The organism is Entomomonas sp. E7T21, from assembly GCF_058693955.1.
Genome location: NZ_CP191672.1, coordinates 1687010 through 1701276 on the forward strand (window position 1 = coordinate 1687010; position 14267 = coordinate 1701276).

Annotated in this window: 16 protein-coding genes; all 16 read right to left on the reverse strand. The window is 33.2% G+C overall.

The features are described 5' to 3' along the window. Positions 1-24 precede the first annotated feature (24 nt). The 16 genes from ACQVD9_RS08190 to ACQVD9_RS08265 all read right to left on the reverse strand — a co-directional run bounded on the left by ACQVD9_RS08190 (position 25) and on the right by ACQVD9_RS08265 (position 14048). Positions 25-495 carry an integrating conjugative element protein gene (locus tag ACQVD9_RS08190; protein ID WP_264745561.1) on the reverse strand — a complete coding sequence of 157 codons (471 nt, stop codon included), beginning with the start codon at positions 493-495 and terminating at the stop codon, positions 25-27. Positions 496-617: 122 nt separating this feature from the next. After that, positions 618-1397: a TIGR03759 family integrating conjugative element protein gene (locus ACQVD9_RS08195; protein WP_264745562.1), complete on the reverse strand. Its 780-nt coding sequence runs from the start codon at positions 1395-1397 to the stop codon at positions 618-620. Between the two features lie 12 nt (positions 1398-1409). Beyond that, positions 1410-2156: a hypothetical protein gene (locus ACQVD9_RS08200; RefSeq protein WP_264745563.1), complete on the reverse strand. Its 747-nt coding sequence runs from the start codon at positions 2154-2156 to the stop codon at positions 1410-1412. Further along, complete coding sequence (gene pilL2 / locus ACQVD9_RS08205; RefSeq protein ID WP_264745564.1) at positions 2157-2777, reverse strand: PFGI-1 class ICE element type IV pilus protein PilL2; 621 nt, start codon at positions 2775-2777, stop codon at positions 2157-2159. 86 nt (positions 2778-2863) lie between these two features. Continuing rightward, on the reverse strand, positions 2864-4819 hold the full coding sequence (locus ACQVD9_RS08210) for a PcfJ domain-containing protein (RefSeq protein ID WP_264745565.1): 1956 nt from the start codon (positions 4817-4819) through the stop codon (positions 2864-2866). Between the two features lie 133 nt (positions 4820-4952). After that, positions 4953-5285, reverse strand: a complete 333-nt coding sequence (locus ACQVD9_RS08215) for a hypothetical protein (RefSeq protein WP_413774147.1) — start codon at positions 5283-5285, stop codon at positions 4953-4955. 122 nt (positions 5286-5407) lie between these two features. Continuing rightward, positions 5408-6106, reverse strand: a complete 699-nt coding sequence (locus ACQVD9_RS08220; protein WP_264745566.1) for a hypothetical protein — start codon at positions 6104-6106, stop codon at positions 5408-5410. 132 nt (positions 6107-6238) lie between these two features. Further along, positions 6239-6757 carry a hypothetical protein gene (locus tag ACQVD9_RS08225; protein WP_264745567.1) on the reverse strand — a complete coding sequence of 173 codons (519 nt, stop codon included), beginning with the start codon at positions 6755-6757 and terminating at the stop codon, positions 6239-6241. Positions 6758-6985: 228 nt separating this feature from the next. Beyond that, positions 6986-7561 carry a DUF3577 domain-containing protein gene (locus ACQVD9_RS08230; RefSeq protein ID WP_264745568.1) on the reverse strand — a complete coding sequence of 192 codons (576 nt, stop codon included), beginning with the start codon at positions 7559-7561 and terminating at the stop codon, positions 6986-6988. A 965-nt stretch (positions 7562-8526) separates the two neighbouring features. Further along, entirely contained in the window at positions 8527-10560 is a 2034-nt protein-coding gene (locus tag ACQVD9_RS08235; protein ID WP_264745569.1) for a DNA topoisomerase III, read from the reverse strand. Positions 10561-10747: 187 nt separating this feature from the next. After that, positions 10748-11020 (reverse strand): hypothetical protein, encoded by a 273-nt coding sequence (locus tag ACQVD9_RS08240; RefSeq protein WP_264745570.1) that lies wholly within the window; start codon positions 11018-11020, stop codon positions 10748-10750. Between the two features lie 117 nt (positions 11021-11137). Then, positions 11138-11656 (reverse strand): hypothetical protein, encoded by a 519-nt coding sequence (locus tag ACQVD9_RS08245; protein WP_264745571.1) that lies wholly within the window; start codon positions 11654-11656, stop codon positions 11138-11140. A 130-nt stretch (positions 11657-11786) separates the two neighbouring features. Beyond that, positions 11787-12263 carry a single-stranded DNA-binding protein gene (locus tag ACQVD9_RS08250; protein WP_264745572.1) on the reverse strand — a complete coding sequence of 159 codons (477 nt, stop codon included), beginning with the start codon at positions 12261-12263 and terminating at the stop codon, positions 11787-11789. A gap of 61 nt (positions 12264-12324) precedes the next feature. Further along, positions 12325-12852, reverse strand: coding sequence for a DUF3158 family protein (locus ACQVD9_RS08255; RefSeq protein ID WP_264745573.1), 528 nt, complete (start codon positions 12850-12852; stop codon positions 12325-12327). Positions 12853-12861: 9 nt separating this feature from the next. Further along, positions 12862-13638, reverse strand: coding sequence for a PFL_4669 family integrating conjugative element protein (locus ACQVD9_RS08260; protein WP_264745574.1), 777 nt, complete (start codon positions 13636-13638; stop codon positions 12862-12864). 161 nt (positions 13639-13799) lie between these two features. Continuing rightward, positions 13800-14048, reverse strand: coding sequence for a hypothetical protein (locus tag ACQVD9_RS08265; protein ID WP_264745575.1), 249 nt, complete (start codon positions 14046-14048; stop codon positions 13800-13802). Positions 14049-14267 lie beyond the last annotated feature (219 nt).

Genomic DNA, 14267 nt, shown 5'->3' on the forward strand with positions numbered 1-14267 from the left:
TTTCCCTCGTAAAAAGCCTTTTGGTTACTGCTCAATGGCTGTGGCAGTAATTAATACAGGGTAGTGGGAGAGTGCTAAACGATCAGCAATATCATCACCAGAAACAGGTAATATCATTAAATTAGGAGCTAGTTTTTTTAACTGATTTAAGCTGCTATTAGTTTTTACATTAACCACTAAACCGACTGCTTGTAGCTTTTCTAATGCCACGACACGTTCTTTTAACCAAGCTACTGATAGGTCATCATCACCTATCATAAAAAAAGGCCTGATAAGTCCATTAGCATTGATAACTCTTGGTTCAACTTTACCAGGAGAAAGTTTGTCACTAATAATGGGTAACATGGCAGCTTCATTGACTGGCTTAATGTTTAGAGCAGGTATTTTTTTGATAGGTTTTGAATTATCTTGCACATTCAAAGATTGGTAGTATTTAAGAGCTGAACTATTACTACGATCAACTACTACAGTAAGCTGCTTATCTGGATTAGCCATTGTAATTGCACTAGAACAAACAAGACATATACTGATAAAAAAAGTATTTATACTATTTATATTTAACATAGAGATTACCTAATAAAAAAATGACATCCCTGTCTATGAGCCGAAACAGTTAATTACTTACTACGAACTAATTGTCCGTTGACCTCTTGGAATGTGGCAGGTAAGGGAATACTGTCATTACCTACTGTTTTCCAGAGCTTAGAACCATGATTAAGGGTGATTGATTTACTAAGAACTTTCTGAGGTGTAATGCCTGTTTTAGTTGCCCATTTCCTAATAACACTGTCATCGTTATTACTGTCAATCATATAAATATCAAAGTTTACATTGGTTTTTTGAAGGTCTTTGACTTGCTTATCACACGTAGCACAATTTTGTTTGATAAATACCGAGAGACGTTGGCTTGTTGCTACAGACATAGAGTCATTAGTGACTTTAGCTTTACCTAAATTTTCTACAGGTAATCTATTAGGGTAAAGGCGTTTAAATGCTGCTGTATAAGCTCTTTGATAAGCTAATTCTTTTTCGACACGTTCAAACTCCATCTTTACTTGTAGTTCAGCGTATTTTTGACGTTCTGCATCTGTTTCAGCTTCAATACCTAGTGTTGTTAAGGGATCTAGGTTAGGCGACCAATATCCACGAGGTCCCTTCTTAATCTCCTCAAACTTTTGCCACTCTTGCTCAGTGACTCCCCACCGAGCAGCTTGTTCTTCTTGGTATTTTTTTTGGGTACTCTCTGTAATAGAGGAATAGCTTTGATTAACACTACCAAGCTTTTGTTCAGTTTGTTGTGTTTGCATTGTAGGAGAATTGGGCGTAGGCAATTTAGCGTACGTATAAGAGGTGGTAATACTTAATAAAACGATAGACACTATTTTTTTGTTGAACATGATTAAACTCCATTAACGAATAGTAATAACTTGTTGGCGAGTACCTACATTAAATACAACTGCATTTGTTCTAATGCTTTTCAGTTGCCAACTACGGTAACTATCACCTGTGCGTAATAATTTAATTTGATTCAGACTATATGACTTAGAAGGAGCAACAGAGACAAACAACTCTCCACCACGAGACTCAATACCTAGCACTGAGAAAGGAGGAACTAAGGTTTTTACTACAGGCTTTTTTTGTTGTGCTATAGCAGGGGAGTCAACGGTAATACTTAGTGGACTTGTTTGATGTTGTTTATTAATAGCAGCTGTAATATTAGTTTTATTTAACTCATAGACTCTCTGATTTAAGTCTTTTAACTGAAATTGTAAGGTACTCATTTGGTTTTGCAGGGTACTTAAATCCTCAAAGCTAGGTCTATTATCATCTTCTCGTTTTTGGTTTAAGGCTTGATCTAATTGATACTGCTGAACTTCATCCGTCCGTCTAGATAAACTTACCACTGTTTTTTCCATTTCTTTAACAGTCTTATAAGTACTTTGGCCATCACGGACTAATACATTAATCTGCTCTTTATCATTGGAAATACGTTCATTTAATTCAGTAAGCTGATTTTGTTGTACCTTAATTTGATCAGATAAGTTATCTCTGGAATATGTTTGGTAGGCAATAAAAAGCCATAGCAAAGCGATGGAAGTGTAAATAAAAGGCTTACTATCTAAAAAATTACAGAGCTTATTTAATATGTCTTTCATTTATTTTGCTCCTGTGGGGTCTTTCTTTACTTCAGGAGCTTTAACAGCTTGGGTTACTTTTGGTGAGGCTATTTGAGTGAGTTGATAATCATCCCTTACAGTAAAGCAAACACGTCTATTTACTTCATCTATCTGAACCTTATAGGCAGGTCCTGCAAGGATTTGTAAGGCATTTCTAAGGGTAATAGGACCTAACTTATAATGTGCAGCAGGTAAGGAACGTGTATAGAGAATACGCACCTCTTTACTGGTAGTGATAGGGCACAGATCATATCCTGATCGGGTCATCACATAACTCATCGCATCTTTAACCGTTGGATTATTGACATTACTTGGTATGTTAGTCGTGATAATCTGAGCCATTAAATCCTGTTGTTCAGCCGTTGGCTTGGCTGTGGTGAGATTATATCGACCATAGCGAATAACAGGTTCTGGAGTGGGCTGTGCACCTTCAGGGTAGAGATCAGGGGTTAATGCTTCAGGGTTACGATTACTGCTTGAATTATGATTGATAATCGTTGCTTCATGTTGAACGGCTGAAGAAGGTGCTTTTTTAGACGTAGTAGAAGTACATCCAAATAGGGTAAGAGAAGATAATAAAACGAATAATATTTTTTGCATTAAGTTAGCTCCATGTGAAAAACCATTAAGCTAACTGTTACATAGGAACAATACTTTTAAAGCAGCTAAATAAAAATTGGTCGTTTTTATTTAGCTAAGTGTGCAATTCTTTTGTTAATCCATTGAGCTATTCTTTTGGATAGTTCATGATGAACGTGTTCTATATTTTTTATTTTATATCTTTCATCAGGCCAATAAGAGTTAACTTCTAATCTATTGCTTTGCATCTGTTTTAGAAACCAATTAAAGGCTTCTTGTGCTTTTTGTGGGGGCTGCTTGTTATCATAACCACGAAATTGCCAACATTTAATAATGACTTTAAAGCTTTTTTTTCTAATATCTGTTTCTAAACACATTTCAGCAGTGGCTAATGAGAGACCATTATCTTGTATAGATAAAATTCTTGACTCACCTGAGAAGGTTTCATAATAGTAACCATCTACACAATGAGAAAGATTATTAGCTTCTTCTTTTAGTTCAAAAGGTGTTAATAGCTCTTTAATTATTAATCCATTGGGTGTTTTAATATTGTTTGAGACTAACATACCTACCCATTGAGTATTTTTACTCATGGTTTCATGATTAGCTAATAGCTCATCTCTTATAGTGACTGATATATCATGGTATTCATTAATTATATTTTTAATTTGTGATAAGGTAGCATGATGTTTAATGAATGAGAGAAGCTTATTACATCTATTTGGATAATCCCCATGATTGGTGATTTTAGAGAGTATTTCAGATAGATCTGCTTTAATACCATTATACTCAGCAATTCTTTCTTTTGAGAAGGGCTGTTTTATCCCTTTCAATAAAACAGACCAGTTTTTTATTTCATAGTGTTCAAAAAAGCTATAAACAGTTTTCCAAGTATCCCACTCATTTTTATTTTTTGGGGTTAAATTATTAAGAGTAACACCTGTAAATAGCCAAGACCATTGCTCATCATTATATAAAAAGTTTAACGCACTTCCAAAGTCATATATCCTAACTTTACCAATTGCTTTAATTGATTTTAAAGAACTTGCAAAAAGCATTGCTAATACTTCATTTAGTGGGAGACCTGTATCAACAGTGGTTGAAATAATATTATAAACATAGTCTTTAATACTGCCGACTACATGATATCTTTCATGAAGTGGGTATTTTTTACTTATATGCTTGCCTCTAACAATTTTTGGTTTTGGAATAGCCTCTATTTCAGACCAAGGAAGGAGTGTTTTTTTATTTGATACCAAAAAATACAACCCTAATGAATACATGTATTCAGGATATCCCTCATTACAAAGAAGGCTATAACTAATTAAAAGGGGTTGGGCTTTTAATGCTTGGCATCTGTATAGAGAGTTACCTGATGCTAACCAATTATATAGTCGATAATCTGGGCAACGTACCCCTCTAATGAGTTTTAATATTTGTTGGTCTAATAGTGCGTTAAACGATTTTAATTGAGCGCCTAATAAAGAGATATAGTATTTTTGTTTACCCAAGACAAACCTTCTAAAATGAGCTATATAGAGGTTAGCACGTGGGATTTCTGATAAATTAACTGTTTGAGCATTATGCTGCTCATGTACATAAGGGAAATATTTCTTAGCTAGCTTACTAAATACTTGCTCAGCGATATTTTTAGTAAATAAATAAGAGTCTGAACTAAAACTTGTTGCAAATAAGAGGATATCTTTTGTAGTACCATTTTTCAGTATTAAATCTCGATATTTAGTAGCCAGTCTACGATTAATATATTGAGCCTTAGAGAATGGATTGTTATGGTTATATATTTTACTGTTACAATCCGTATGATACCAGACAAGCTTTCCATCAAAGTACAAATAATGATTATAAAATCTTGCAACTACCTCATGCTCATTAATTTGAAAGATCCAAAATAAGCGTTGATTAGTTATTCTCAGATAATCTATTAGAAATTTTTTTTGAAAGAGATCAATGTGTTCAGTTAGTTTAATAAAACGATTGCCCCATTTTTTAGCATTAGCTATTTGGGCTTCAGAATATATTGTTAGTAGTTGAGATTCGGACATATTCATTATCAATGTGAGTGAAGATAATGAATATTTTGGATATTAATAATTTAAATACATTATCTAAATAAAAATTCGCTTTGTTTATTTAGATAAAAAAGACCTCATATGATGAGGTCTTATATCGTTCTAATTAGCAATACCAAGGAAACCATTGTGACCAGTTGCCTTCCTGTAAAGCTTGCTCAGCTATTTCTTTAGTTTCATAGTAATGTTCAGATTCTCTTTGAGGACCATCATCACTCCACGTACCTATATAGAAACCTGCTGCACTCTCTGATACTGATAAAGGATAAAAGTCTTTATCACAAGCAAAAGATAAAGCACCATAACATTTAAATATTTCTGGATATTTGTCTGCTAATTCAATTGCTGATAAATTAATTAGCTCAGATATATTTAAATTAGGGAACTGTGCTAAAACTTGTGAATCATTATTTCCTTTACGTCGTTCTTTGTTAGACATAATAATATTTCTCCAATAAATAAAGTAGTTACTGGAGAAATACTTTCCCATAGGGAAATCATATTTCCCCAATGGGTAAAGTTTAATAATAAAATAACTGGTAAATAGATAATGGAGAAATACTAATCCCATTCATCTTCTTCACCACCATACCAATAACCGCAAAAAAAATGAATACAATCCTCGCATTTATAATAATCACCATCTAATTTTACGGTCTCGTCAGTAATTCCGCAGTCATGACAAGTGTTATACTCAATTTTAGTTAGTTTAATCTCATAGTTACCTGATTTATCAATATCAAGCACTAATAATGGTTGATTGAGCTGATGTAGAGCTTCTCGGACAAGCCCACTAAAACGAAAGTGTGGTTCATAAAATCCTTGTAAATACATCAGTTCATCTAACATTTTAGTATCAGGATTATCTTTATCTTTTAACTCATCAATTTTTGCGCTAATAAACTCCTCAGCTGCAAATATTTCATCATCATCGATAGGTCCATTAGTAATCGGAACCATCCATTGTATGTCACCATTTTCTAACACTTTACCTGTTACAAGAGTTACCGACAAAACTGGATAAACTCCCTCCATAACAGGTTTAAGATTAATTTGTGTTTTAAGTTCAACAAATTTAGGTTTTACTTTGTCAACTATTATATTTGACCTATAAACTGGCCCATCATATTCAGGTGGAAAATAGATTCCTTTAAGTTGATCTTGAAAATATGCAATACCATTTAAAATATCACTATCTACAGTATCACCAAAACCTTGTTGTTTATCAATCGCTTCATACGCTATAGCTTCTATGAGCATAATATTTCTCCAATAAAATGAAATTAAATACTGGAGAAACACCATGCCCAAGGGGAAGTATTCCCCCATTGGGTTGATGATTAGCTAAGTATTATTGGTTTAGCTTGATTGTATATGCTGACTAAAAAATAACTATCTTCTTAAAAGTGACCAATCATAATTCTCTGTATCAATAATTGATTCTTCATAATTATGAAGTAGTATCCATTGTGTCCAATTAGAACTTTCTAAAGCCTGTTTTGCTTCATCATAGGTATTAAAAGTTTCAGTAGATTCACGTAATAATCGTAGTCTATCTTTTAATGCTGGTAAAAAATTCACTGTACCTATAACAAAGCCAGTCTCTATCTCTAAGACAGTTAATTTATTAAACTCAGAGTAGTTATGAAACGTTAATAATCCATACTGTTTAAACAGATTAGGATATTGAATTAATGTCTCAGGTATATCTAAGTAAAATATATCTATTGAGTTTATATTAAACTGCTTAAATAAAGCTAAATCATGCTTTATTTTTGCTTCAGCTCTATTATGATAGAGCCTTTTATACACCAATAACTTGCGTAACTTTTCCTCTAAACTTTGAGTTTTTGTTTCCTCAGTACAAACCTTGATAGGTTGTTGCTTTTGTGAGATGGTTAAAACAGACATAGTATTTCTCCAAAATATTAAAGGAGAAACACCAATTTCCATGAGGAGTAGGTATTTCCCCAAGGAGTTTAAATAATAAGCAGTAGAATTTATAAATGATTTAGATTTCCCATGCTTCAATACCTGCATTTATACAGGATTGCATAGTGGCATATCTAACACCATCATCAACAACTACCTTTATAAAAAAGGCCTCAATAGAGGCCTTGATGTTATGGGGAATACAAATTACGCGAATTGGCCGAAGCTACCATAACTTGCATTACCTTGTTGTTGAGGTTTTGCAGGTTGTTTATTGCTAGCTTGGTTATTCTTGCCTTTTTGCTGACCTTTACCTTTTGCTTGATAAGACTTATTGCCTTTATTAGCATTGGGTTGAGGAGCAGGGGCTTGTTCAGGTTGTTGAGTTCCATTCTCAGCAGATCTTTGGTACACCACTTGATTCTCAATTTTGATGTATGAAACATCAAATAAAGAACCATTAATAACAGCACCAAGGTCGCCTTCGTTTGTTTGATAAGCATAAAGATTATTTATACTCATTTTAAAACGAATTAGAATTTTATTCTCAGCCTGAGACGCTTCTATACATTGAGCAATCAATTGTTTAGCTTGTTCACCATTCACAACACAACTTGTAAAAACGTATTGTTGTGAACCAGTAATGGCAGCTACTTTACACACTAAAAAGGATTGGCCATCATCTTTGGTTCTCCATTCAATGTTGTTTACATAGCCGATGCCTTCAGAAACTAAACCACCAGTTGATTGAGTATTAGTATTAGCTTGATTAGTATTAGTCATGATATTTCTCCAAATTTAAAAATAAAAAATGGAGAAATACTTTTACCCAATGGGAAAAATATTTCCCCATGTGGGTGTTTTGATAATTTTGTAAACACTGTTTACAAAATATATTTGTCTTTAGGAAACCCTCATCACTTAATGTGACCGCTGATGCTTCCGAGAGCTTTAATCAGCTTAAGACCATACAACAACGTTGTATCTGAACCTTAAAGGTCTAGGTTCACTGGGCAGGTGTTAGCAACGCTAACCAACCATGCCTAATATTAATAACTATTAAAAAATACTTGTCAAGTATTTTTATAAATAATTTTTTATTGGCTTGGCTAATAATGTACAAGCCTTGCCAATCAATGAACTTAACTAAATAAAAAATGAAGTAAAATAGTTAAGTTTTTAGAAAAGTAAGCTACATAAGTTAGTTACTTGATTAGCTCAAATACACTAAATAATTCCTCGTATTTAATTATTCAGTTATCTTCACTAGTAGTAATTTAACCCTTGATCTCTATGTGTAGCTAGATCAATCATCTGAATGACTATTCAGCTGGCACCTCAATTGGCACAAAAGGCTCCCAAATTTTTATCCAGTTGGGTCTGGATCAGAAAAAAGCATCCTAAATGGATGAACTTTAGCTCCTACTAATAAGAGTCAAAGGTCATCCATCTAAGCATTTTAAATAAGAAATGGGTATTAACCAAAATACCCTCAGAGTAGAAAGCCCCAATCTCTATTTACATAAAGAATGACCGACCCTCCTGGAGCTTTATCGGCCTTATTGGTTCGAATATATCAGCCGACACGAGCCATCGCTAAGCTGATAATTCTGGGTTTACCACTGTAACGTCAGTAGTCAACGGGTTAAGTCTATATTATGTTTAAAATCTTTCATAAAGACAAGATAAGTTTTAATTTAATCAGATTATTAACCCTATTTATGTAAACAGTGTTTACAGTTTTAATATTACTTCTTTGGGTTTGAAAAGTTTTTATTTTTCTTTCTAGTCTTTGGAAATATTACTCCATCACAGTTTGGATAGTCTGGACATCCCCAAAATGAGACAGTTTTCCCTTTATGTTTTAAGGTAGGTTTACCACATTTAGGACAAGGATCTCCAGTAGGTATAGGTGCTTGTTTAATGGATAGCTCTGTATTTCCATACTTTTGGACAATAGTGGAGATCCATTGTGATTGCTTTTGAATAAAGCTATCTATTGTGAGTTCGCCTTTCTCAATCATATCTAATGCTTGCTCCCAAATACCTGTTGTACCAGGATGAGATATAGCAGCAGGTACTGCTTTAATAAGCGAATGTCCAGCTTCAGTAGCAATGAGCTTACCTTTTTGCTTAGTGATTAACTTCTGATCTTTTAGTTTTTTAATAATATTTGATCTAGTTGCCTGTGTTCCAATACCTGTAGTTTCTCTTAGTTTTTGTTTGATCTTAGGATCATCAATTAATTTAGCCACAGACTTCATCGCCATAACAAGCGTACCTTCATTATATAAAGGGGGTGCAGTGGTTTTTTTAGATTGACAATCTACCGTATTAATTTTACAAACTAAGCCTTCTTGTAAGGGTGGTAATATCTGTGTTTGCCCTTTATTCTCTGATTGTTCGGTATCTTCTTCGGATTCATTATCATCTAATGAATCACCTGATAATAATGCTTTCCAACCATTAACAACTATTTTTTTACCTACTGCTACGAGTGTTTGTCCCTTACAGTTTAGTATTACTTCTGTATGATCATATTCATGCAAGGGTAAGAACTGGGCAAGATAATAACTTCTAATCAATTTATAGACTTGTAATTCTTTCTCTGACATAGTTGATAAATCAAGTACTTCATCAGTTGGAATAATGCCATGATGGGATGATTTTTCCACCTGTTTATCATTCCATGATTTTGATTTCATATTGGTATTTAGCTTGGTAAGTAAATTACTAATACTAGGATCTGTTTTAGCTAATGCGTTAAATACTGTAGGAACTTCACCAAGCATACTGGTAGGTAAATAGCCACATTCAGTTCTAGGATAAGAAGTTGCTTTATATTTTTCATAAAGTGACTGTGCAATTTCAAGGGTTTCATCCACACCAAAACCAAATTTATTACAACAAGCTAATTGTAATGCTGCTAAATCAAAGGGTAGGGGATGATTGCTAGTTTTTCGTTCAGTATTAATGGAAGTAACCGTTGCTTGGCCTATTGTTTGAAATAACTTTGTTGCTTGCATTGCTGCTTCTTGCCTAATACAACGTCCTGCTTCATCTGCAAATTGTTTGGGTACATCCCATGAGGCATTGAAAGCTTGACCATTACTGCTTAATTGAATACCTAATAACCAATAGGGTATAGGTACAAAATTTTTATGGGCTAACTCCCTATCCACCACAAGTTTCAAAGTAGGAGTCTGCACCCGACCAACAGGTAACTTATTTTTATAACCAGATTGTTGTGCTAATAATGTGAATAGACGAGATAGGTTTAATCCAACCAACCAATCGGCCTTACTACGAGCTAGGGCAGATAGATAGAGCGGATAAGTTTTTTCACCCTCTTGTATATCATTCCATGCTTTTTTAATAGCAGTAGTATTTAAAGCACTGTACCAGAGTCTTTTAACAGGACCTTTATAGCTACAAAATACCATAACTTCACGAGCGATTAATTCTCCTTCACGATCAGCATCTGTGCCAATAATAACTTCAGAGGCTTTTTGTAATAACTGCTTGACTACTTTAAATTGGCTAGCTGTTCTAGATGAAACATTATACTTCCAATGATTAGGTATGATAGGTAAATGTTCAATCGACCAATTTTTATACTTTTCATCATAACTATCGGGCATAGCTAATTCCAATATGTGCCCAATGCACCAAGTTACAACAATACCATTGCCTTCAATATAGCCTTTTTTAGACTGGGTAATACCTAATGTTTTAGCGACTGCTTTTCCTTGATCGGGTTTTTCACACAAAATAACACGCATAACAATCTACTCCTATTAAATAACAGTAGATTCAGACTTATAGAGGGGATAAACAAGGCTTAATAAAAAATTGATCAAATTGATTTAAAGTTTTGTAAACAGTGTTTACAAAAATCATATTGGCTATTTTCTGGCTTTATGTAAAACAGGTATTAGTTTAGATTTGGAAATAGAGAACGCTTATTCTTTATTTTAATTGCCGAGCTTTTATTAATAACTCATTAAAGTTATGGGTATTGCTTTGAATTAACATAGCTGCTACGGCTAATCCATCAATAATGGCTTCATCTTCATCAGTGTATTTTCCTTGCTGCATGAGTACATCAATATGCTGAACAGTATAATTGAAAATATGTATTCGTTTCTCCTTTCCCCCTATTTTTTGATGCAATCGCTTATCCCTTACTCTTTTTGCTTTCATGCGTTCAGCAGGGGTTAATGGTTTTTTGCTTTTTTCCATTATCCAAACCTAACCAATATAAGATGCTCCATTTTTGTAAACACTGTTTACAAAACTTTAATGGCTATAGCTTTATACTAAAAAAGTAACGCGTTACTTTTTTAGATAAATTTTTTACTATTTTCCCAGTGTAGTGATAATTCTTTTTCTAAATTCAGCTGCAAGAGAGTTAGCACTATTTCTAGCTGTTTCTAAATTATCACCTTTTTTAACATGTACAGCTGTCTTTATATTAATGACAGATCCAGATCCTTTCTTACTTACTTCTGCTTGTATAAACCCACCATTTATAGCCTGTTTCATCATATAGTGAGTACCAGGCGTGGCTGACCAACCATAATCAGACGATGATAAAAGTAAGTTCCCATTAGGAGATGATCTCATTTCATCAGTAGTCATAAAATTGAATTTACGCTTAATACGACTAGCTGCTTCATCAACGCTTAATCTTGAAATTACATCGTCACACTTGCCAATAGCAGGGGCTAAAATTACAGCAGTGCTTTTATTTTCAGCTTCACAGTTAATACAAATAAGTCCACCTGCTTGTTTACCTGACATTCCAGCACAACCATTTAATAAAGTAATGGTTAGAGTCAATATACCAAAGCAAGTAATTCTGTTGTTTAATTTCATTTTTAGAGCTTCCTTGTTTTTTGTGTACACTGTACACAGTTACTAACTTGTCTATTAAATAATATTGTCTCTAATGAGACAATATTATTCAGATTGATTATATATTTTAAACTTAATTAATAGGTATTTTTCAAAAGTCCATGTCATCTTGATACTCTGATTGATTATTAGCTTCAGATTGTTCCTGAGAACTATTGTTGCTTTCTTCAGTATTTATTTTCTTAGGTACTAATTCTGTTGATTGAAGCCTTTGTAAGCAAATACTAATACCTGACTGGAACGTGCGTACTTTCATAATAGAGCGTGCGTCACCTGTATCCTTATCTTCAAATTTTTCATTAACTAGATTACCTTCTACTTTGATACGCATACCTTTCTTAAAAACATTTTTAATAAGATGTTGGGCTGTTTCTATGTTTTGTGGCCAAAATTCGACAGGTGCCCAAAAACCACCTTGATCTTCTAACTCATCCGTTTTTTTATTTTTTACTAGATTATCAAAATGTACATTAATGGATACTACAATTCTTGGAGTATCGTTACCATTATTAATAGTACGTGAGTCAATGTTACCGATATTACCTTCACCTAAAAATCTTGTTCCCATATTTAATTCCTCAAAGTATCTAAGATATTTTTGTAAACACTGTTTACAAAATCTATAACTACTAAATGTTGTCTCTAGTTGAAATAGATTGCTTTGCTTTAATTAACATTGAACTTGTATATTCTCTATTTTTTAAGTACTCCTTATGTTGTTTAATTAAAAAAGATAGATAACTCATATATTTATTTAAATTTAATCGTGCTTCTTCAAAACAAGCTAAATCCTCTAGCCAAGTAGTGACATTCTCGACACTGGCTTTAGGTGGATTTAACATAGCTTTTTCCCATACTTGTACACCCATCAATTCATTCTTATTTTCTCTCCATCTTAAAAAAGAATTATCTTTTGAATTCTGGATACGCATTCTGATTTCAAAAAAAGTATAAGGGGGCATGTTTACAATTTCGGAGAAATGCTCCATGCACTTTTTAATTTGAGGTATTAACGCTTTCGCATGGTTAATAACCATAAGGGAATCTTCAACCTCTCCCTTACCTTTTAAAAGGCCTTTTAGGGAAGCGATTTGTTCGGAAGCTCTGGAGATAATTTGTTCGGTAGCTTTGAAGGCGTTTTGTTCTGAGCTATTCATACTTTTACCTTAATCTTCTAAATCAGACTGAGCATTTTCTTCCTGGTTAGGAACAAAATGCTCAGTCTTTTCATCACTAATAACAGGTTCAGTATTGGCCAATTTTCTTTTATGAATAACAGGTGCATATTCAGATCGTTTTGTACCTTCTAAAATATCTTTTGGTGGTAAGCCTAATTTTTCAATAGCTTGTCTCGCTCTTGCATTATTAGCAGCTATATCATCACGAGCTACACCTGCATTTTTATAGTATTGAATGACACTATAAAAGCTTCTCATGACTCTTGAGGCATCTCTGATAAAGTTATCTGCATTAGTTCTACCTATTAGACCAATATGGCGTAGCTGTAAAATCTTTCTAATAAGCTCATCATATTCAGTAAGTAAATACACACCACTAAAACCAAGGGGGGACTTACTAATCAGTGTTAAATCTATGGGGTTAATATTTAAATTATCTGAGATAGATATTTGTTTAGGTACTTTCTGAAATATTTTATCAATTGTTTTTGTTATTTCAGCGATCTCTTTTTGTGATGAATTGTATTTATCCTCGACTATAATTAATGCCCAGTCTGCATAAGGGTCATCAAAACTAGATGTAAAATGAATGGCATTTAAACGACTAATAAAGCCAGGTAATCCCATAATCGAATTACGTAATTTTGGATCAGTCGCTTTTCTGCCTTGCCATAACTTCATGGCTTGAATCGTATGAATTGTTACGATTACTTGGCTCTGAAGTGGACCAATTCTTTCGCTGTTTTCTTTTTCAACCGTAGTCATAGCTATACCTTTAGTGCAATTAATAACAAACTAGGGTTAAAATTCTCTATATATTCTTAGAATAAACAGTATCCAAATAAAAATTGGTCAAATTTATTTAGTTTATGAAAAAGATGGCCTGAGATTTTGTAAACACTGTTTACAAAACGCTAATAACCAAACTAATTTATTACTGCATTTAATTTATAACGATATTTTTGTAAACACTGTTTACAAAAATAATGATGGTTCTTTGACTGTGATAGTTGTTCTGTAAATTCTAAAATTGACGTTATAATAGGTTCTTTAAGTTTTGCTGCTAATCGTTCGTATGCAATTTGACCTCGAATTATTTTATCTTCAATTTCGTCTAACTCAGCATTCATAGCATCTAGTTCAGCTTTAATGCGATCAAATGTCTCTTTTGTCATAAGTTTTATCCTTTATGGGAACAAAATTAGTTAATAGTAGGTTTAATATGTTTAACCTTTTTTAATACACTTTCTATTAAAAATATAATCAGCACTGGGCAGATGAAATATAACGCTAAAAATGTATAAAAAACACTGATTATCTTGAAAGTTTCAAGGTAATAGGGTGTTGGCCAGTTAAATAAAAATATGACCAATGAAATAAACACAAAAGTTGTA

Bases quoted from the DNA above. Each gene is read 5' to 3' on its own strand.
- ACQVD9_RS08190 (WP_264745561.1), bottom strand. From the start codon at position 495: ATGGCTAATCCAGATAAGCAGCTTACTGTAGTAGTTGATCGTAGTAAT.
- ACQVD9_RS08195 (WP_264745562.1), bottom strand. From the start codon at position 1,397: ATGTTCAACAAAAAAATAGTGTCTATCGTTTTATTAAGTATTACCACC.
- ACQVD9_RS08200 (WP_264745563.1), bottom strand. From the start codon at position 2,156: ATGAAAGACATATTAAATAAGCTCTGTAATTTTTTAGATAGTAAGCCT.
- pilL2 (WP_264745564.1), bottom strand. From the start codon at position 2,777: ATGCAAAAAATATTATTCGTTTTATTATCTTCTCTTACCCTATTTGGA.
- ACQVD9_RS08210 (WP_264745565.1), bottom strand. From the start codon at position 4,819: ATGTCCGAATCTCAACTACTAACAATATATTCTGAAGCCCAAATAGCT.
- ACQVD9_RS08215 (WP_413774147.1), bottom strand. From the start codon at position 5,285: ATGTCTAACAAAGAACGACGTAAAGGAAATAATGATTCACAAGTTTTA.
- ACQVD9_RS08220 (WP_264745566.1), bottom strand. From the start codon at position 6,106: ATGCTCATAGAAGCTATAGCGTATGAAGCGATTGATAAACAACAAGGT.
- ACQVD9_RS08225 (WP_264745567.1), bottom strand. From the start codon at position 6,757: ATGTCTGTTTTAACCATCTCACAAAAGCAACAACCTATCAAGGTTTGT.
- ACQVD9_RS08230 (WP_264745568.1), bottom strand. From the start codon at position 7,561: ATGACTAATACTAATCAAGCTAATACTAATACTCAATCAACTGGTGGT.
- ACQVD9_RS08235 (WP_264745569.1), bottom strand. From the start codon at position 10,560: ATGCGTGTTATTTTGTGTGAAAAACCCGATCAAGGAAAAGCAGTCGCT.
- ACQVD9_RS08240 (WP_264745570.1), bottom strand. From the start codon at position 11,020: ATGGAAAAAAGCAAAAAACCATTAACCCCTGCTGAACGCATGAAAGCA.
- ACQVD9_RS08245 (WP_264745571.1), bottom strand. From the start codon at position 11,656: ATGAAATTAAACAACAGAATTACTTGCTTTGGTATATTGACTCTAACC.
- ACQVD9_RS08250 (WP_264745572.1), bottom strand. From the start codon at position 12,263: ATGGGAACAAGATTTTTAGGTGAAGGTAATATCGGTAACATTGACTCA.
- ACQVD9_RS08255 (WP_264745573.1), bottom strand. From the start codon at position 12,852: ATGAATAGCTCAGAACAAAACGCCTTCAAAGCTACCGAACAAATTATC.
- ACQVD9_RS08260 (WP_264745574.1), bottom strand. From the start codon at position 13,638: ATGACTACGGTTGAAAAAGAAAACAGCGAAAGAATTGGTCCACTTCAG.
- ACQVD9_RS08265 (WP_264745575.1), bottom strand. From the start codon at position 14,048: ATGACAAAAGAGACATTTGATCGCATTAAAGCTGAACTAGATGCTATG.